This is a genomic window from Halomonas sp. V046 (assembly GCF_052645355.1).
The window spans coordinates 1-17,598 of sequence record NZ_JBQXYF010000001.1 but is presented as its reverse complement, the minus strand read 5'-3'; the positions used below and the strand labels follow the sequence as shown (position 1 = coordinate 17,598).

Below are 17,598 nucleotides of genomic sequence, written 5' to 3'. Positions count from 1 at the left end.
GCTTGGAAGGCTGAGAGGCTGGTCTGCCTCAAGGCCTGACAGGGCTCAAGGAGCGCCAACAAAGGGCCTCAGAGCTTGCTCTGGGGCCTTTTGCCGGGTAACGCCACTCGTGAAGCTGCATTGTGCTCTTTCGTGGGGTTCATCCCGGCGCTAAACGTGATAGAATCCGTCAACCGGGCGTGGCCCGGTTTTTTTGTGGCCGAATACTTCCGCTCATCGCCTGCACGCCGGATCTCCCGACAGGGACTCCTCAGTGCGCGAGGCTTCGCGTGCGCGTGTGGACCAGGCCCACTGTTCAAGCAGGATGACCGACATGACCATCGCTGATCGCTGGCTCTTGCCGGACGGCATGGATGAGGTGCTACCGCCTCAGGCCAGTCGCATGGAAGAGCTGCGCCGGGCGCTGCTCGATCTCTTTCACGTCTGGGGGTACGACCAGGTAATGCCGCCGCCGGTGGAGTTTCTCGACTCCTTGCTGACGGGCACCGGTACCGACCTGGACCTGCAGACCTTCAAGCTTACCGACCAGCTCAGCGGACGCATGATGGGCGTCAGTGCCGATGTCACCCCGCAGGTGGCTCGCATGGACGCGCATTCGCTCAAGCGTGAGGGGCCGGTACGGCTGTGCTATTGCACCAACGTGCTGCGGGCCAAGGCCGATCAGCACCAGGGCGGCCGCAGTCCGGTTCAGGTCGGGGTGGAGCTGTTTGGCCACGCGAGCCTGGCCGCGGATCTCGAGATCCTGCGTCTGGCCCTGGCGAGTCTCGGCGCGGCAGGTGCCGACGAGATTCACCTGGCGCTTGGCCATGTCGAGATCTATCGCAGCCTGATTCAGGCCGCGGGACTCGATCGCGATGCCCAGCAGGCGATGTCGGCCGCCTTGGCACTGAAGTCGCCGGGTCAACTCGATGCCGAAGTGGAACGTTCGGTATCCGATCCGACCCTGGCCGGCATGTTCCGTGCCCTCGGTGAGCTACACGGCGGGCCCGACGTGCTCGAGGCGGCTCGGGAAGCCTTCAGCGAGGCCCCCCAAGCGGTCAATGACGCACTCGACAAGCTGTGCGAGCTGCATCGCGGTGTCACGGCAGAGCACCCGCATGTCGCCTGCTACTTCGATCTTGCCGAACTGCGTGGGTATCAGTACCACACCGGCATGATGTTCGCGGCCTTTGTGCCGGGCTATGGTCAGGCCTTGGCCAAGGGTGGCCGCTACGACGATACCGGTCGCGCCTTCGGTCGCGCTCGGCCGGCCACCGGGTTTTCCATGGACCTCAAGCTGCTGGCCACGCTGGCGCCAAGAGAGCCTTCCGTCGACGGGATCTGGGCGCCGGTAAACGACGGCAACGAGGGGCTGCAGGAGGCCATCCAGGCACTGCGGGTCGAGGGCCGTCGTGTGGTTCAGGCGCTTCCGGGCCAACGCACCGACGCCGAGGCCCATCGCTGCTGCGAACGCCTGGTGCACGGGGATGGCGGTTGGACCCTCGAGACACTGGACACAGCCTCGCGGTCGGCCTGACACTCGAAACACCGTTCCGCGAAGAGACAACTGACATTCAAGCGCATGGGCGGCTCAATCGCCGTCGATGCTCGGGGCGCCTGAGTCTGGCGTCGGTATCTGATGGGGCGCCGTGGCGCAATCACTTCAGGGGCGCCACGGCGCAACAACGAGAGACGAGAAAGCAATGGGCAAGAACGTAGTCGTACTGGGTACCCAATGGGGCGATGAGGGCAAGGGCAAGGTCGTCGATCTGCTCACCGAGTCCGCTTCCGCGGTGGTGCGTTTCCAGGGCGGGCACAACGCCGGCCACACCCTGGTCATCGACGGTGAAAAGACCGTCCTGCACCTGATTCCTTCCGGCGTGCTGCGTGACGACAAGACCTGCGTCATCGGTAACGGCGTGGTGCTGTCGCCGGAAGCGCTGATCAAGGAAATTCGCGAGCTCGAAGGCAAGGGCGTGCCGGTGCGTCAGCGCCTGCGTCTGTCGCCAGCCTGCCCGCTGATCCTCGATTACCATGTCCGCCTGGACCAGGCCCGCGAGAAGGCCCGTGGTGTCGCCAAGATCGGTACCACCGGTCGCGGCATCGGCCCGGCCTACGAGGACAAGGTCGCGCGTCGTGGCCTGCGTCTGGGCGACATGCTCCATCGCGAGCGGTTTGCGTCCAAGCTCGGCGAGGTGCTGGACTATCACAACTTCGTGCTGACCCAGTACCACGGCGAGCCGGCTGTCGATTTTCAGGAGGTGCTCGACGGCGCCATGCAGATGGCCGAAGAGCTGCGGCCGATGGTCGCCGACACCGTGGGGCTGGTCCATGACCTGCGCAAGAACGGCGAGAACATCCTGTTCGAGGGCGCCCAGGGCTCGCTGCTGGATATCGACCACGGTACCTATCCGTTCGTGACCAGCTCCAACACCACCGCCGGCGGCACCGCAACCGGCTCCGGCGTGGGTCCGCTGTATCTGGACTACGTGCTTGGCATCACCAAGGCCTACACCACTCGTGTCGGTTCCGGTCCGTTCCCGACGGAGCTGTTCGATGAGCATGGCCGTCATCTGGCCGAGAAGGGCCATGAGTTCGGTGCCACCACCGGGCGTGCCCGTCGTTGTGGCTGGTTTGATGCCGTGGCCCTGCGCCACGCGGTGCAGATCAACTCGGTGTCCGGCATCTGCCTGACCAAGCTCGATGTGCTCGATGGTCTAGAGAACATCCGCGTCTGTGTCGGCTATCGCAGCAAGGACGGTGAGGTACTCGATACGCCGGTCGACTCGGAAGGTTACGAGGCCGTTGAACCGCTCTATCAGGACCTGCCGGGTTGGAGCGAATCGACCCTCGGCGTCAAGCAGGTCGACGGACTGCCGGCCAATGCCCGCGCCTATATCAGCTTCCTCGAAGAGCAGGTCGGCACCCCGATCGACATCATCTCGACCGGCCCCGACCGTAACGAGACGATCGTGCTGCGCAATCCCTTCGGCGACTGAATCAAGGCCCGACGGCGGATGTCGAAGCGCGACATCCGCCGTCGAGAAGAGCGCTGCTCGTACCCTGCAAAGGCCGGCATTCATGCCGGCTTTTTCCTGTTTGGTCAAAAGCATCACGAGACACTGTTTTGCTCATTTTTCCCTGCCAGCGCCGAGACATGGGGCGCCGGCGTGGCGCTTTGCCTAATCTTCGATGGTGTGATCACGCCACGAACGCCTCAAGGGCGGGTGCCAGGCTCGTTAAGGCATAAGGTTACACCCTGTGATTGTCAGCAATCTCTTAATGGATTCAGGCGTTTGCCGCTACGCTGCGGTGCACCAAAAACTCGTGCTTACCTCTTGTGCAGATACCCCGCAAAAGGTAACACTGGTAGCAATGACAATAAGAAAACATAACAAGCAATCGCATTAACGTTGGCCATATGGGAGATCCATAGTGAAAATTGGAGCACCAAGGGAACGGTTCGAGGGAGAGGCGCGCGTCGCCTTGACTCCCGAGAGTGCCGGACACATTCAGAAGTTGGGCCATGAGTGTCTGATCGAGACCGGCGCCGGTGAGCGAGCCGGGTTTACCGATCAGGCCTATGAAGCGGCGGGCGTTACCGTGGTAGCGGACGCCGATGCCGTGTTCACCGACGCCGACGTGGTGATCAAGGTCCGCGAGCCAAGCGAGCAGGAGGCCGACCGCCTGCGCGAGGGCCAGACCCTGATCAGCTTCTTCTGGCCTGCGCAGAACGAGGACATGCTCGAGCGCTGCAAGGCCAAGGGCGCATCCGTCATCGCCATGGACATGGTGCCGCGGATTTCCCGTGCCCAGAAGATGGACGCGCTGTCGTCCACCGCCAACATCGCGGGCTACCGTGCGGTCATCGAGGCCGGCAACCAGTTTGGCCGCTTCTTTACCGGGCAGGTCACCGCCGCGGGCAAGGTGCCGCCGGCCAAGGTGCTGGTGGTCGGTGCGGGCGTTGCTGGTCTGGCCGCCATCGGCACCGCGACTAGCCTAGGCGCCGTGGTGCGTGCGTTCGACGTGCGCCCAGAGGTGGCCGAGCAGATCGAGTCGATGGGTGCCGAGTTCCTGTTTCTCGACTTCGAGGATAGTCAGGACGGCGCCGAGACAGGCGGCTATGCCGCGCCCTCGAGCCCCGAGTTTCGCGAAAAGCAGCTCGAGCTGTTCCGCGCCCAGGCGCCGGAAGTCGACATCGTCATCACCACCGCGCTGATTCCGGGACGTCCGTCGCCCAAGCTGTGGCTCGAGGACATGGTCGCGGCCATGAAGCCGGGCTCGGTGGTAATCGACCTGGCCGCCGAGAAGGGCGGGAACTGCGACCTGACCGTGCCCAACGAGCGCGTCGTCAGCGATAACGGCGTGGTGATTGTCGGTTACACCGACTTCCCGTCGCGCATGGCGACCCAGTCGTCGCTGCTCTACGCCACCAACATCCGTCACATGCTGACCGATCTGACCCCCGAGAAAGACGGCAAGATCGATCACAACATGGAAGACGATGTGATTCGCGGTTCCACCGTGACCCACCAGGGCGACATCACCTTTCCGCCGCCTCCGCCCAAGGTCAAGGCCATCGCCGCGGCGAAGCCCAAACCCAAGGAGAAGGAGCCGACGCCCGAGGAGAGAAAGGCCGCTGAACATGCCGCCTTCGTTGCCCAGACCAAGAGCCAGGTCGGCATGCTGGCGGCCGGGGGTGTCGTGATGCTGCTGCTCGGCATGGTCGCTCCGGCGTCCTTCATGCAGCACTTCATCGTCTTCGTGCTGGCGTGCTTCATTGGCTTCCAGGTGATCTGGAACGTCAGTCACTCGCTGCACACGCCGCTGATGGCGGTCACCAATGCCATTTCCGGCATCATCATCCTCGGTGCCGTCCTCCAGGTCGGTTCGGGTAACTGGTTGGTCGCATTACTCGCCGGGCTTTCGGTGCTGATTGCGTCCATCAATGTCGTGGGTGGCTTCCTGGTGACACGCCGGATGCTGGCCATGTTCCAGAAGTCCTGAACCGCGGAGAGACGAAATGCTAGGACAACAATTCGTAACCGCCGCGGCGATCGCGGCGAGTGTGCTGTTCATCCTCTCCCTGGGGGGGCTGAGCAACCAGGAAAAGGCCAAGCGTGCCGTGTGGTACGGAATCGCCGGCATGGCGCTGGCGGTGCTGTTCATCATGTTCGGCCCGGGTATCGGCAACTATTGGCTGATGATTCCGCTGATGGCCATCGGTGCCGGCATCGGTGCCTACGTGGCGAAGAAGGTCGAGATGACCCAGATGCCGCAGCTGGTCGCGGCGCTGCACTCCTTCGTCGGCCTGGCGGCGGTGTTCGTCGGTTGGAATGCCGAGCTTGAGCGTGCCCGTGTGGCGGCCATGCGTGCTGCCGGCGAGTCGCTGGAAGGGCTGTCGGCCTTCGCCGCGACCCTGGCCCACAAGACGCCGGCCGAGCTGACGTTTCTTCAGGTCGAAGTGGTGCTCGGCGTGTTCATCGGTGCGGTGACCTTCACCGGCTCGGTGATCGCCTTCGGCAAGCTGTCGGGCAAGCTCGACGGCAAGCCCAAGCAGTTCCCGGGCGGGCACTGGCTCAACGCCGGGGCCGCACTGCTGACCCTGGTGTTGGCCATCGCTTACCTCAATGGCGCCGGCTTCTGGACGCTGCTGCTGATCGCCGTACTGGCGTTCTTCATCGGCTGGCACCTGATCATGGGCATCGGCGGCGCCGACATGCCGGTGGTGGTGTCGATGCTCAACAGCTACTCGGGGTGGGCCGCTGCCGCCATCGGCTTCACGCTGTCCAATGATCTGCTGATCGTGACCGGCGCCCTGGTTGGCTCCTCCGGTGCCATCCTCTCGTACATCATGTGCCGGGCGATGAACCGCAAGTTCGTCAATGTCATCCTCGGTGGCTTCGGTGGCACCAAGGGGCCGGCGGCGGAAATCGAGGGCGAGCAGGTCGCCATCGACGTAGGCGGTGTCTCCAGCGCCCTGAACGACGCCGATAGCGTGATCATCGTGCCGGGCTATGGCATGGCGGTGGCCCAGGCCCAGAACGCGGTCAGCGAGCTGGTCCGCAAGCTGCGCGCCGCCGGCAAGGAAGTGCGCTTCGGTATTCACCCGGTCGCCGGACGTCTGCCGGGCCACATGAACGTGCTGCTGGCCGAGGCCAAGGTGCCTTACGACATCGTGCTGGAGATGGACGAGATCAACGACGACTTCCCCTCCACCGACGTGGTCATCGTGATCGGCTCCAACGACATCGTGAACCCGGCGGCCCAGGAAGACCCCAACAGCCCGATCGCCGGCATGCCGGTGCTGAAGGTGTGGGAGGCCAAGCAGGTGTTCGTGTGCAAGCGTGGCCAGGGGACAGGCTACTCCGGCATCGAGAATCCGCTGTTCTTCAAGGACAACACGCGGATGTTCTATGGCGATGCCCGCTCGACCATCGACAGCCTGCTGCCGATGATCGATTGATCGCAGGTAACACGCACTGATGCTGCCAACGCCCCTTTCGAGGGGCGTTTTTCGTTACAATCCAAGACCAACACTTCTTCCTATCGGGGCGACCATGATCGACGAGCGTATGACGGTGGCGGTACTGGGCGGCGGTAGCTTCGGCACGGCGCTGGCCAGCATCGCTGCGGACAACGGGTACGAGGTGCGCCAGTGGATGCGTGACGAGGACCTGGTGGAGAGCATCAATCGCGATCATCGCAACCCGCGCTATCTGCCTGACTATGCCATCAACCCCGCGGTGACCGCCTCCAATCGGCTCGACTGGGTGCTGACCGGCGCCACCCTGGTGCTGGTGGCCATTCCCTCCAAGGCCTTCGCCGATGTGGTGCGCCAGGCGCGGCCGTGGCTGACGGCCGATCAGGTATTGGTCAGCACCACCAAGGGCATCGAGGAAGAGGGCTTCAAGCTGATGAGCCAGATCCTCGAGGATGAGACCGGCTTCTCCCACGTCGGCGTGCTGTCGGGGCCGAACCTTGCCGGTGAGGTGGCCGACAAGCAGCTTACCGCCACGGTGATCGCGAGCACGGATGCCGATACCCGCTCCCGCGTGCAGGCGGCATTGGGGTGCGATTACTTTCGCGTGTACGCCAGCAACGACCGCTATGGCGTGGAGCTTGGTGGGGCACTCAAGAATATCTATGCCATCGCCGCCGGCATGGCCGCGGCACTCGGCATGGGCGAAAATACGCGCAGTATGCTGATGACGCGGGCGCTGGCCGAGATGAGTCGCTTCGCGGTGGCCCGGGGGGCCAACCCGATGACCTTCCTTGGTTTGGCCGGGGTCGGCGATCTTATCGTCACCTGCTCCTCCCAGCTGTCGCGCAACTATCGCGTGGGGCAGGCCCTCGGCGAGGGCAAGAGTCTCAAGGAGGCCGTGGACGCCCTGGGCCAGGTCGCCGAAGGCGTCAATACGGTCAAGCTGGTGCGCGCCAAGGCGCGCGAAGACGGCGTCTACATGCCGCTGGCTGAGGGCCTGTTCCAGGTGCTGTTTCGTGGCGTACCGGCCCGAGACATGGCCAAACTCTTGATGCAAAACGAGCAGAGTAGCGACGTCGAGTTCGTCTTGCCCCGCGAAGACGTCAAGCAGGACCAACGCGATACGGAGGCTAAAGGTGGCTGAACCCCTTTTGATCATGCGCCACGGGCAGGCCGTCCACGGCTACCCGGACCCCGACCGCAGGCTCAGCGAGCGGGGCGAGGCGGAGGCCCGTGCGATGGGCCGCTGGCTGGCTTCGCGATCCGACCTTGAGCTTGCCAGGCTGCGTCTGGTGGCGAGCCCCTACGCCAGGGCCCAGCAGACCGCGGCGCTGGTGGCCGAGGCGCTCCCGACGACGGTGGATATCGACACCCTGGCACTGATCACGCCGGACGACCCGCCCGAAGCGGTGGTCGACTGGCTGCTCGGCGAAGCGGACGATCGGCCGATGATGCTGGTCAGCCATATGCCGCTGGTGGCGGCGCTGACCGGGCTGCTGGTGGAGGGGCGAAGCGATGCCGGCGTTGGCTTTGCCACGGCGGCCATCGCCGAGCTGTCGGCCGAGGTCCGGGCGGCAGGGTGCGCACGGCTCAACGGCATGACCACACCGTCGTCGCTGGCCTGAGGCCCGCATTGGAGCACTCGAGCTCCTGCCAATCATCAAAAGGACATCGCCATGGGCTTTATCGTCAACAACCGCATCTACGTGAACCCGGGCTTCGAGGACGAGTTCGAGGCCCGCTTCCGCGCCCGGGCCGGACAGATCGACAAGCAGCCGGGGTTTGTCGCCATGCGCGTGCTGCGCCCGATGGGCAATCAGGCGCCCTACGTGGTGGAGACCGAATGGCAAAGCCAGGCGGCCTTTCGCGGCTGGGTCGGTAGCGATGACTTCAAGCGCGCCCATGCCAATCCGTTGCCGCCTGAGGCCACCGCCGAGGGCGGCGGCATCGAGCAGTTCGAGATCGTCGAGGGTACCGAGGCCCGGGGCCAGGGCTGATTCGCGCGGGGATTGCCACTACCTGCCAACGCCATGGGGCGCCTGGATGTCCGCTGACAGGGCCAGCGCAATGCTCGCCCAGACCCTGTCTCAGACCCTGTCTCAGACCCTGTCTCAGACCCTGTCTGCGGCAGAACAGACCCCCGCGCCATGCGGGCCAGGTCATGTCACGGTCATGCGACGGCCATGTCTCGGTCGCGATAGCGCACGGGGGGCAGGGGCGAGAGCGTCCTAGATCAGCCCCGCCACGCGCAGAATGAAGACGCCGGCGGTGACCGTGATGCTCGCCATCAGGGTGGTCAGGGCGATGATATTGGCGGTCAGGGTTTCGTCGCTGCCCATGGCCTTGGCCATGACGAAGGCCGCGGCGGCTGTCGGACTGGCAAAGAACAGAAACAGCACGCCGAGCTCGCGGCCCTCGAAGCCGGCGAGCCAGGCCGCGGTGGTAGCGGCCAGCGGTAACACGACCATCTTGGCGATGCTGGCGCTCAGCGCGGTGCGATAGCTCTGGCGCAACGCCCGGGTGGAAAGCGTTGCGCCGATGCAGATCAGTGCCAGGGGCAGGGTCAGCGAGGCGAAATAGTGGCCCGAGGTATCGAGCCAGCCGGGCAGATCAAGGTCGAGAAGCGCCACCGGCAAGGCGGCGAACACGGAAAGAATCAGCGGGTTTTTCAGGATATGACGGAAGATGCCGGCCCAGTCCGGTCCCTTGGTGGCGCCGTCGGTGGGCTGGTAGGCGGCGAGGGCGATCACCGAGAACACGTTGTAGGTCAGGATGACCACTCCCAGCAGCAACCCCCCGGTCGAGACGCCTGCGTCACCGTACATGCCGGCCGCCAGGGCCAGGCCGACGATACCGCAGTTGCCGCGAAAGGCGCCCTGAACATAGACGCCTCGGCGCGGGCGCCCGACGCGCAGGATCGCCCAACCCCAGCTGGCGAGAAAGCTTGCCAGGGTGGCGAGGGCGAAGAAGCCGAGCAGCCATGGATTGAAGGTGGTGCCAAGATCGGCGCCGATGATGCTGAGGAAGATCAGGGTCGGCAGGGTGCCACGAAACACCAGCCGCGATGCCGTGTTGACGAAGCTCTGGTCGATCCAGCCCAGACGCTTCAGGCCGATGCCGATGAACACCATGGCGAAGACGGGGAGGGTGACGTCGAGGGTGGCGAGAAAGATGTCGATCAGTGACATGCTGCGTCCTGGGAGTGACTAGGCGGGCCCTGGGGCAACGGCGCCAAGGCATCAGGCAATGACACGCAGCCCCGCGGTCGGGCGCCTTGGCCTCGATAGCGAGTCTCGCGGTTCGTGGTTGAACTTTGGTCTAAATCTACCACAGTGACTCTTGCCAGTCAGGAGGCGGACGGCTAGTTTGTAGTTCATAGTTTGTATGATGTATGACGTTGCGGTGGTGCCAAAGCCAGCATTCGTGGCGCCGCTCTCCGATATGCCCATGACGATTGAGGATGCCCTAGTGAGCTTTTCCCACCAACAAGTCAAAGACGCGATCAGTGACGGCCTGCTGTCCTTCCCGGTTACCGATTTCGACGCCCAGGGGCGATTCGACGCCGACAGTTATCGCGATCGTCTGGCGTGGTTTGTCAGCCATGAAATCTCCGCGGTGTTCGTGGCCGGTGGTACCGGGGAGTTCTTCAGCCTGTCTCTCGAGGAGTTTCGTCAGATCGTTCGTCTGGCGGTGAAGACCGTCAACGGCAAGCTGCCGGTGATCGCCAGCGCCGGCCTGAGCGTCGCCACCGGCGCCGAGTTCGCGAAGATCGCCGAGGAGGAGGGGGCCGACGGCATCCTGCTGATGCCGCCGTACCTGACCGAGTGCCCCCAGGATGGACTGGTCGATTATGCCCGCCAGATCTGTGACTCCACCTCGATCAGCGTGATCTATTACAACCGCGGCAACGGTGTGATGAACGCCGCCTCCGTGCAGCGCCTGGCCGATGCTTGCCCCAACCTCGTTGGACTCAAGGACGGCAAGGGCGACATGCAGGCGCTCAACCGGATCATCAAGTCCGTGGGCGATCGCCTGGCCTACGTCGGCGGCGTGCCGACCGCCGAAGTCATCGCCGAGGCCTATCTGGCCGTGGGGGTGAACACCTATTCGAGCGCGGTCTTCAACTTCGTGCCGGACATGGCGGTGACCTTCTACAAGGCCCTGCGTGCCGGCGACAGCGAGACCGTGCGTCGCATTTCCCGCGACTTCTTCCTGCCCTTCGTCGCCCTGCGTGACCACAAGGCCGGTTACGCGGTCAGCCTGATCAAGGCCGGTACCGCCATCGTCGGTCGCCCATCCGGTGATGTGCGAGCGCCGCTCGAGATGCCCACGCCTGAAGAGCGCCAGCAACTGGAAGCGATCATCGAGCGCGCCAAGACGTTCTAGTCGCGAGTCGCTCCCCCCGAGCATGACAAGCCAACAACAAGAGACGCAACGAGGTGATCTCATGAACATGTCCAAATTCTCCCTTGGGCTCGGCGCTTCCGTCGTCATGGCTTCCCTGGCCATCGGCAGCGGCGTGGCAATGGCCGCGGACGGTCCGCTACGCGGCAATGTCCGCGTGGTCATCGGGTCGAGCTCCACCGGCGGTGATACCTACCAGAACTCCAGCATCGTCGTCGACGCCCTGGCCGAGAAGCTCGATCTCAACATGAAGGTCGATGCGGTCGGCGTCAGCGCCGCCTACCGGGCGTTGGATCGCGACCCCCGGGGCAACACCCTGATGATTTTCCACGACCAGTCGTTTCTGGGGAATCTCTACGGGGTCGAGGGATACAAGGATCCGTTCGAGAACTACATCATCGGTCCGACCATCGCCATCAATCCCGGCAACGCCTATCTGGTGCCCAAGGACTCTCCCTACCAGACGCTCGATGCCATCATCGAAGCCGTCGGCGGTGGCGAGACCGTGCGGGTCGCGATCCAGCCAGGCGGGGTGTCGGAAATCGGCTATACGGCGCTGAAGAATGCCATTCGCATCGAACACCCAGGGATGGAAGACAACCTGGTGGCGGTCAATACCGGCTCCCAGGCGGACAAGAACCAGCTGTTGTTCGATGATCAGGCGGATCTGATCAATGGTTCGGTGCAGGCCAACGAGCAGTACACCCGCCTGCCGGAAGACGACCAGAAGGCCATGCGTTTCGTCTGGCTGACCGCCCGCCACGAGACGCTTCAGCAGGCCAACGAGGCTGGTCTTGGCCAGACCGATCGCGAGGCGCTGCTCGAGTTCGTCGAGCCCAACGTCGAGGTGACCATGGGTGAGGGCGAGAACTTCGCCTTCGATAAGGAGTTCTTCTTCCTCTACAACAAGGACATGGATCCCGCCATCGTCGAACAGATCGATGCAACGCTAGAAGAGATCTACGCCGAGGGTGAGATTCAGGAAGCCCAGAAGACCTCGTTCTTCATTCCGGACTTCATGCCCTCCGACGAGGCCGAAGCCCACCTGCGTGACAAGGCCGAGCGTTACGAAGGCATTATCACCGACCTTCAGCAGTAAGGCGGACCGGCACCACTGCGCCTGTCCATAGGCGGCGTCATTGCACGGCAATGGCGCCGACTTGTGTCCCCGCATCACTACGCTAAAGAAAGGCTCGCATTGAACGAAAGCCTTCATCGGAGCCGCTATGGAATCTGGACCAACTTCTCCACTGTCCGTCTCGATTGATTTCGAGACCTCTCATTTGTTCTTCCCCACCATCATTCATTGGGTTCTCGCGATTCTGTTTGCCCTGGTTCTGGTGCTGCGTGTGGTGCCTTTCTTCGCCGCCGTAAGACGTGGTGAGAAGTGTCTTCCGATCATCGGCGAGTCCATGGATGGGTGGCGTTTCTTCGGCACTCTGGCGCTGATCGCGGCCTACTTCTACTTGATGACCGTCGTCGGCGACCTGTTTCCCTACACCGGCTATGGGTTCCTGTTTGTCTCCATGGTGTTCCTGTTTCTGATGTCCCTTGCCTATATGCATACCCGAACCCGGCGCAAGGTCATCACCGCCGCCATCAATGCGGTGGTGGCCCCCACTCTGGCCTGGGTGATCCTGGCCAAGCTGTTCTACATCACCCTGCCGTAGCGGAGCCACGTCATGCTCGACATCCTGTCGTTACTCGATATCACCTTCTTCCTGCTGGCCTCCCTCGGTGCGCTGGTCGGGATCATCTTCGGCGCCATTCCCGGCATGACCGCCACCATGGCCGTGGCCGTGTGCTTGCCGTTGACCTACGCCCTTGGCCTCAACCATGGCCTGGCGTTGCTGCTTGGCCTCTATGTCGGGGGGATTTCCGGCGGCATGGTGCCCGCTGTGCTGCTCAATATTCCCGGTACCCCGTCGTCCATCACCACCACCTTCGATGGCTACCCGATGGCCCAGCGGGGCGAAGGGGAGCGGGCGCTGAAAACCTGCGTGGTGGCCTCTCTGGTCGGGGGGCTGATCAGTGCCCTGGTGCTGTTTCTGTTCGCACCGATGCTGGCCGAGTTTTCCATCAAGTTCTCCTACGTCGAGAAGTTTCTGATCATCTTGCTGGCGCTGACGGTCATCGCGTCCATGTCCAACAATATGCTGGTGGGTATCTTCAGCGGCGTGATCGGCATCTGGCTGAGCCTGATCGGCACTTATAGTCTGTCCGATGGCGGCAACGGCAAGAGCCGCTTGATGTTCGATTTTATGGAGCCGTACCTGTTCGAGGGCTTCTCGCTGCTGCCGGTGTTGATCGGCATCTTTGGCATCTCGACCATCCTGCTCGAGGCAGAACAGGGGGTGAAGAGCGGTCTTTCCGGGCAGAAGATCAAGATCGGCAAGGAGGGCGGTTTCTCCCTTGGCATCTTCAAGGGGCGGTTGACCAACCTGCTGCGTTCCTCATTCATCGGCACCTTCGTCGGCATGTTGCCGGGCGTCGGGGGTAGCGCCGCCTCGGTGCTGGCCTATACCCAGGAAAAGAACCTGTCGCGGGATTCAAGCGAGATGGGCAAAGGCGCGCCCCAGGGCTTGATCGCCTCGGAGTCGGCCAACAACGCCTTGACCGGTGGCGCCCTGATTCCGCTGCTGTCCCTCGGCATTCCCGGCGACTCGACCACCGCCGTGCTGATCGGTGCCTTCACCCTGCAAGGCATCCAGGTGGGGCCACTGTTTATCCCGGAAAACCCCGAGACCTGGTACGTCATGATGACCGCGCTGGTGGTGGCCAACGTCGTGATGTTCTTCTTGATGTTCTACGCCATCAAGCACATCGCCAAGGTCGTATTGGTACCGAAATACATTCTCTTCCCGATCATCGTGATGATGTGTGTTGTCGGCGCCTACGCGATCAACTACGGCATCATGTTCGACGTCTGGACCCTGCTGATCTTCGGTGTGCTGGGCTATGTCATCCAGAAGATCGGGCTCGAAGTGGCGCCGCTGATCATCGGCTTCATCCTCGGCGGCTCGGCGGAGGTCTACTTCGTCAAGAGCCTGGAATCCTTCGGTACCTACTCGATTTTCTTCACCAAGAGCCCGATTGCGATGGTGCTCTGGGGACTGATCGCGGCCTCGGTGGCGTTCTCGATCGTGGTGGGTCTCAAGTCCCGCGCCAAACAGAAGATGGAGCTGACCCAGGTCACCGGCAGCACGCAAACCGCTACAGGAAAAGGTCACGACACCCATGACGGCTAATGCTCGCGTGATTCGCGTACACCCCAGCGACAATGTCGCCATCGTGGTCCAGCACGGCGGACTCGCCGAAGGCGTTGCGATCGACGGCAACGTCACCACCAGGATGGCGATTCCCCAGGGCCATAAGGTCGCACTGACCGACCTGGACGAAGGTGACCGCGTGATTCGCTACGGCGAGGTGATCGGCACGGCCGTGGCGGCGATTGCCTGCGGCGGGCATGTGAACGAAACCAATGTGCGCCTGCCGATCGCCCCGGCCCTCGGTGAACTGCCGTTGGCCACCCGTGGGGTGGCCGATATCGAGCCTCTGGAAGGCTACACCTTCGAAGGGTTTCGCAACCCCGATGGCAGCGTCGGGACCAAGAACGTGCTCGGTATCACCACCAGCGTTCAGTGCGTGGCCGGCACCGTCGACTACGTGGTTCAGCGGATCAAGCGTGAACTGCTGCCGCGCTTCCCCCACGTCGATGATGTGGTCGGCCTCAACCATTCCTATGGCTGCGGGGTGGCGATCAATGCACCCGCCGCGGTGGTACCGATTCGTACCCTGAAGAACATCGCCCTGAATCCCAACTTCGGCAATGAAGTGATGGTGATCGGGCTCGGCTGCGAGAAGCTTCAGCCATCGACGCTGATCGATGATCGTCCGGTCAAAATCTACGAAAACACCGAGGCCGCCGACCCCGACGCCAACGTGCTCAGCCTTCAGGATGAGAGCTTCGAAGGGTTCGGCGACATGGTCGATGGCATTCTGGCCATGGCGGAGCGCCACCTGGCGCGGCTTGACCGGCGCCGGCGCGAAACCTGCCCGGTCGCCGAGCTGGTTGTCGGCATGCAGTGCGGCGGCAGCGACGCCTTCTCTGGGGTGACCGCCAACCCCGCGGTGGGCTTTGCCACGGACCTGATCGTCAGGGCCGGGGGGAGCGTGATGTTTTCCGAGGTCACCGAGGTTCGCGATGCCATCCATCTGTTGACGCCGAGGGCGGTGGATCGCGAGGTCGGCCAGGCCTTGATCGACCAGATGGCCTGGTACGACGACTATCTGGCCCAGGGCCAGGCCGACCGCAGCGCCAATCCGTCACCCGGCAACAAGAAGGGCGGCCTGAGCAATGTGGTCGAGAAGGCGCTGGGGTCGGTGATCAAGTCCGGTAACTCGCCGATTGTCGACGTCATCGGCCCTGGCGAGCGACTGCGCAAGCGCGGCCTGACCTTCGCCGCCACGCCGGCCAGTGACTTCATCTGCGGCACCCTGCAGCTTGCCGCCGGCATGAATCTGCAGGTCTTCACCACCGGTCGCGGCACGCCTTACAACCTGTCCATGGCCCCGGTGATCAAGGTCTCGAGCAATTCGACCCTCGGACGGCGCTGGTTCGATCTGATCGACCTGGACGCCGGACGCATTGCCACCGGCGAGGCCAGCATCGAAGACGTGGGGTGGGAGCTGTTTCATCTGATCCTGGAGGTCGCCAGCGGCCGCGAGCGAGTCGCGGCGGAGCGCCTTGGCCTCTACAACGATCTGGTCCTTTTCAATCCGGCGCCGGTCACCTGAGCTCGGCGATACGACACTTTTCACGAGGCCAATGGCATGTTTCCCAGAATCACCAAGATGAACATCGTACCGGTCGCCGGCGAAGACGGCTTTCTGCTCAATTTAAGTGGCGGTCACGCGCCCTGGTTCATTCGCTGTGTGCTGGTACTGGAAGACGAATCCGGTAACCGCGGCGTCGGCGAAATCCCCTCCAGCGAAGGCATTCTCAAGGGGCTAGAGCAGTGCCGCTCGCTGATCGAGGGTGCAAGGGTCCATGAGGTCAAGAAGGTATTGAGCCAGGCCCGCCAGGTGCTGTCGCGTAACGGTCCGGAGGAGCGCGGTCGTCAGACCTTTGACCTGCGCGTTGCGGTGCACGTTGTCACCGCCATCGAGTCGGCCCTGTTCGATCTCTTCGGCCAGGCCCTTGGCATGCCGGTGGCCGATCTCCTCGGCCAGTACGGTCGCCAGCGCGATGAGGTCGAAGCGCTTGGCTACCTGTTCTTGCTCGGCGACCCGGACAAGACCGATCTCCCTTATCCGCGAGCGAGCGATCCGGTCGATGCCTGGGACGAGGTGCGCTATCGCGAGGCGATGACGCCTGACGCCGTAGCCAATCTGGCCAAGGCCGCCTATGAGCGCTACGGCTTCAAGGACTTCAAGCTCAAGGGCGGTGTGCTGCGGGGTGAGGAGGAGGCTGACTGTATTCGTGCGCTCCACGAGGCGTTCCCCGAGGCCCGGCTGACGCTGGACCCCAACGGTGCTTGGGGCCTGGAGGAAGCGGTCAGGGTGCTGGAGCCGATCAAGGGCCTGTTGAGCTACGCTGAAGACCCCTGCGGTCAGGAGGGCGGTTACTCCGGTCGTGAGACCATGGCCGAGTTCAAGAAGCGCACGGGGCTCGCCACGGCGACCAACATGATCGCCACCGATTACAAGCAGCTGAAGCTCGCCGTTGCACTCGATGCCGTGGATATCCCGCTGGCCGATTGTCATTTCTGGACCATGCAGGGCGCCGTCGCGGTGGGCGAGCTGTGCAATGAGTGGGGCATGACCTGGGGGTCCCACAGCAACAATCACTTCGATGTCTCGCTGGCCATGATGACCCACGTCGCCGCGGCCTGCCCGGGGGAGATCACCGCCATCGACACGCACTGGATCTGGCAGGACGGCCAGCGCATCACCAAGGCGCCATTTCAGATCCGGGGCGGCAAGCTGACGGTGCCCACGACGCCCGGGCTCGGGGTGGAAATCGACGACGACAAGCTGATGGAAGCCCATCGCAAGTACAAGGGCCTGGACGTCACCCAACGCAATGACGCCATGGCCATGCAGTACCTGATCAAGGGCTGGGAGTTCGATCCCAAGCGTCCGGCCCTGGTTCGCTGACGCCCGTCGCGTTGACGCAAGATTCGCAGAGAAAATGTGCCGACCGGGTGAACCCTTGAGCGTAAAGGCATCCAAGGAGTCAGGCGCGACGCATCACGGTTTTTTGTTCGATGCCGCCGGTTCGGTGGCGTCGCATTCTCGAAGGAGACGCATGATGACACTGGAAGGCAAGCAACTGATCGGTAGCCAGGCCGTCCTGGCCCAGGGTTCCGCCATCCACGGGATCGATCCGTCCACCGGCGACCGGCTCGAGCCCGGGTATCCTGCCGGCGGCAAGGCCGAGGTCGAGCGTGCCTGCGAACTCGCCTGGGCCGCCTTCGACGGCTACCGCGAGACAAGCCTCGAGGAGCGCGCGCGGTTTCTCGAGACCGTGGCCGACAACATCGAGGCCATCGGCGATGACCTGATCACCCGTGCCATGCAGGAATCCGGTCTGCCCCGGGCACGCCTGGAAGGCGAGCGTGGGCGCACCTGTGGCCAGCTGCGCCTGTTCGCCGGCGTTGTCCGCGCCGGTGAATGGCTCGACGTGCGCATCGACCCGGCCCTGCCGGAGCGCCAGCCGATGCCCCGCG

The 17,598-nt window shown here is 63.5% G+C and carries 15 protein-coding genes; 14 read left to right on the top strand and 1 reads right to left on the bottom strand.

Annotated features, from left to right (window positions below):
• The first annotated feature begins 313 nt into the window (after nucleotides 1-313).
• From ACUN9Y_RS00075 to ACUN9Y_RS00045, 7 genes are all read left to right on the top strand, one after another.
• Nucleotides 314-1,516, top strand: a complete 1,203-nt coding sequence (locus tag ACUN9Y_RS00075; protein ID WP_445458635.1) for an ATP phosphoribosyltransferase regulatory subunit — start codon at nucleotides 314-316, stop codon at nucleotides 1,514-1,516.
• Nucleotides 1,517-1,682: 166 nt separating this feature from the next.
• Complete coding sequence (locus tag ACUN9Y_RS00070) at nucleotides 1,683-2,978, top strand: adenylosuccinate synthase (RefSeq protein WP_445458634.1); 1,296 nt, start codon at nucleotides 1,683-1,685, stop codon at nucleotides 2,976-2,978.
• A gap of 436 nt (nucleotides 2,979-3,414) precedes the next feature.
• Nucleotides 3,415-4,986, top strand: coding sequence for a Re/Si-specific NAD(P)(+) transhydrogenase subunit alpha (locus ACUN9Y_RS00065; protein ID WP_445458633.1), 1,572 nt, complete (start codon nucleotides 3,415-3,417; stop codon nucleotides 4,984-4,986).
• A 16-nt stretch (nucleotides 4,987-5,002) separates the two neighbouring features.
• Nucleotides 5,003-6,445, top strand: a complete 1,443-nt coding sequence (locus tag ACUN9Y_RS00060) for an NAD(P)(+) transhydrogenase (Re/Si-specific) subunit beta (RefSeq protein ID WP_445458632.1) — start codon at nucleotides 5,003-5,005, stop codon at nucleotides 6,443-6,445.
• A gap of 94 nt (nucleotides 6,446-6,539) precedes the next feature.
• Complete coding sequence (locus ACUN9Y_RS00055) at nucleotides 6,540-7,607, top strand: NAD(P)H-dependent glycerol-3-phosphate dehydrogenase (RefSeq protein WP_445458631.1); 1,068 nt, start codon at nucleotides 6,540-6,542, stop codon at nucleotides 7,605-7,607.
• Nucleotides 7,600-8,088, top strand: coding sequence for a phosphohistidine phosphatase SixA (gene sixA, locus ACUN9Y_RS00050; protein WP_445458630.1), 489 nt, complete (start codon nucleotides 7,600-7,602; stop codon nucleotides 8,086-8,088). The genes ACUN9Y_RS00055 and sixA overlap by 8 nt, the downstream gene beginning before the upstream one ends.
• 51 nt (nucleotides 8,089-8,139) lie before the next feature.
• Nucleotides 8,140-8,460 carry an antibiotic biosynthesis monooxygenase family protein gene (locus ACUN9Y_RS00045; protein ID WP_445458629.1) on the top strand — a complete coding sequence of 107 codons (321 nt, stop codon included), beginning with the start codon at nucleotides 8,140-8,142 and terminating at the stop codon, nucleotides 8,458-8,460.
• A 231-nt stretch (nucleotides 8,461-8,691) separates the two neighbouring features.
• Here ACUN9Y_RS00045 and ACUN9Y_RS00040 read toward each other — a convergent pair whose 3' ends face one another.
• Complete coding sequence (locus tag ACUN9Y_RS00040) at nucleotides 8,692-9,651, bottom strand: AEC family transporter (RefSeq protein ID WP_445458628.1); 960 nt, start codon at nucleotides 9,649-9,651, stop codon at nucleotides 8,692-8,694.
• A gap of 259 nt (nucleotides 9,652-9,910) precedes the next feature.
• On the opposite strand from ACUN9Y_RS00040, the gene kdgD reads away from it, so the two are divergent.
• The 7 genes from kdgD to ACUN9Y_RS00005 all read left to right on the top strand — a co-directional run.
• Nucleotides 9,911-10,849: a 5-dehydro-4-deoxyglucarate dehydratase gene (gene kdgD, locus ACUN9Y_RS00035; protein ID WP_445458627.1), complete on the top strand. Its 939-nt coding sequence runs from the start codon at nucleotides 9,911-9,913 to the stop codon at nucleotides 10,847-10,849.
• Between the two features lie 61 nt (nucleotides 10,850-10,910).
• Nucleotides 10,911-11,966: an ABC transporter substrate-binding protein gene (locus ACUN9Y_RS00030; RefSeq protein WP_445458626.1), complete on the top strand. Its 1,056-nt coding sequence runs from the start codon at nucleotides 10,911-10,913 to the stop codon at nucleotides 11,964-11,966.
• 127 nt (nucleotides 11,967-12,093) lie between these two features.
• On the top strand, nucleotides 12,094-12,537 hold the full coding sequence (locus ACUN9Y_RS00025) for a tripartite tricarboxylate transporter TctB family protein (RefSeq protein ID WP_445458625.1): 444 nt from the start codon (nucleotides 12,094-12,096) through the stop codon (nucleotides 12,535-12,537).
• A 12-nt stretch (nucleotides 12,538-12,549) separates the two neighbouring features.
• The gene (locus tag ACUN9Y_RS00020; RefSeq protein ID WP_445458624.1) at nucleotides 12,550-14,115 is read left to right on the top strand and encodes a tripartite tricarboxylate transporter permease; all 1,566 of its coding nucleotides are present in this window, start codon (nucleotides 12,550-12,552) and stop codon (nucleotides 14,113-14,115) included.
• Complete coding sequence (gene garD, locus ACUN9Y_RS00015) at nucleotides 14,105-15,664, top strand: galactarate dehydratase (RefSeq protein ID WP_445458623.1); 1,560 nt, start codon at nucleotides 14,105-14,107, stop codon at nucleotides 15,662-15,664. Before ACUN9Y_RS00020 ends, garD begins: the two co-directional genes overlap by 11 nt.
• Nucleotides 15,665-15,700: 36 nt before the next feature.
• A complete protein-coding gene (locus ACUN9Y_RS00010; protein WP_445458622.1) occupies nucleotides 15,701-17,026 on the top strand; it encodes an enolase C-terminal domain-like protein in 1,326 nt (441 codons plus the stop codon).
• 154 nt (nucleotides 17,027-17,180) lie between these two features.
• A partial coding sequence (locus tag ACUN9Y_RS00005; protein ID WP_445458621.1) for an aldehyde dehydrogenase family protein occupies nucleotides 17,181-17,598 on the top strand: 418 nt, incomplete at its 3' end.

Coding starts and splice junctions, on each gene's coding strand:
- garD (WP_445458623.1), top strand. CDS start 14,105: ATGACGGCTAATGCTCGCGTGATTCGCGTACACCCCAGCGACAATGTC.
- kdgD (WP_445458627.1), top strand. CDS start 9,911: ATGACGATTGAGGATGCCCTAGTGAGCTTTTCCCACCAACAAGTCAAA.
- ACUN9Y_RS00030 (WP_445458626.1), top strand. CDS start 10,911: ATGAACATGTCCAAATTCTCCCTTGGGCTCGGCGCTTCCGTCGTCATG.
- ACUN9Y_RS00020 (WP_445458624.1), top strand. CDS start 12,550: ATGCTCGACATCCTGTCGTTACTCGATATCACCTTCTTCCTGCTGGCC.
- ACUN9Y_RS00060 (WP_445458632.1), top strand. CDS start 5,003: ATGCTAGGACAACAATTCGTAACCGCCGCGGCGATCGCGGCGAGTGTG.
- ACUN9Y_RS00010 (WP_445458622.1), top strand. CDS start 15,701: ATGTTTCCCAGAATCACCAAGATGAACATCGTACCGGTCGCCGGCGAA.
- ACUN9Y_RS00040 (WP_445458628.1), bottom strand. CDS start 9,651: ATGTCACTGATCGACATCTTTCTCGCCACCCTCGACGTCACCCTCCCC.
- ACUN9Y_RS00045 (WP_445458629.1), top strand. CDS start 8,140: ATGGGCTTTATCGTCAACAACCGCATCTACGTGAACCCGGGCTTCGAG.
- ACUN9Y_RS00070 (WP_445458634.1), top strand. CDS start 1,683: ATGGGCAAGAACGTAGTCGTACTGGGTACCCAATGGGGCGATGAGGGC.
- ACUN9Y_RS00025 (WP_445458625.1), top strand. CDS start 12,094: ATGGAATCTGGACCAACTTCTCCACTGTCCGTCTCGATTGATTTCGAG.
- ACUN9Y_RS00055 (WP_445458631.1), top strand. CDS start 6,540: ATGATCGACGAGCGTATGACGGTGGCGGTACTGGGCGGCGGTAGCTTC.
- ACUN9Y_RS00075 (WP_445458635.1), top strand. CDS start 314: ATGACCATCGCTGATCGCTGGCTCTTGCCGGACGGCATGGATGAGGTG.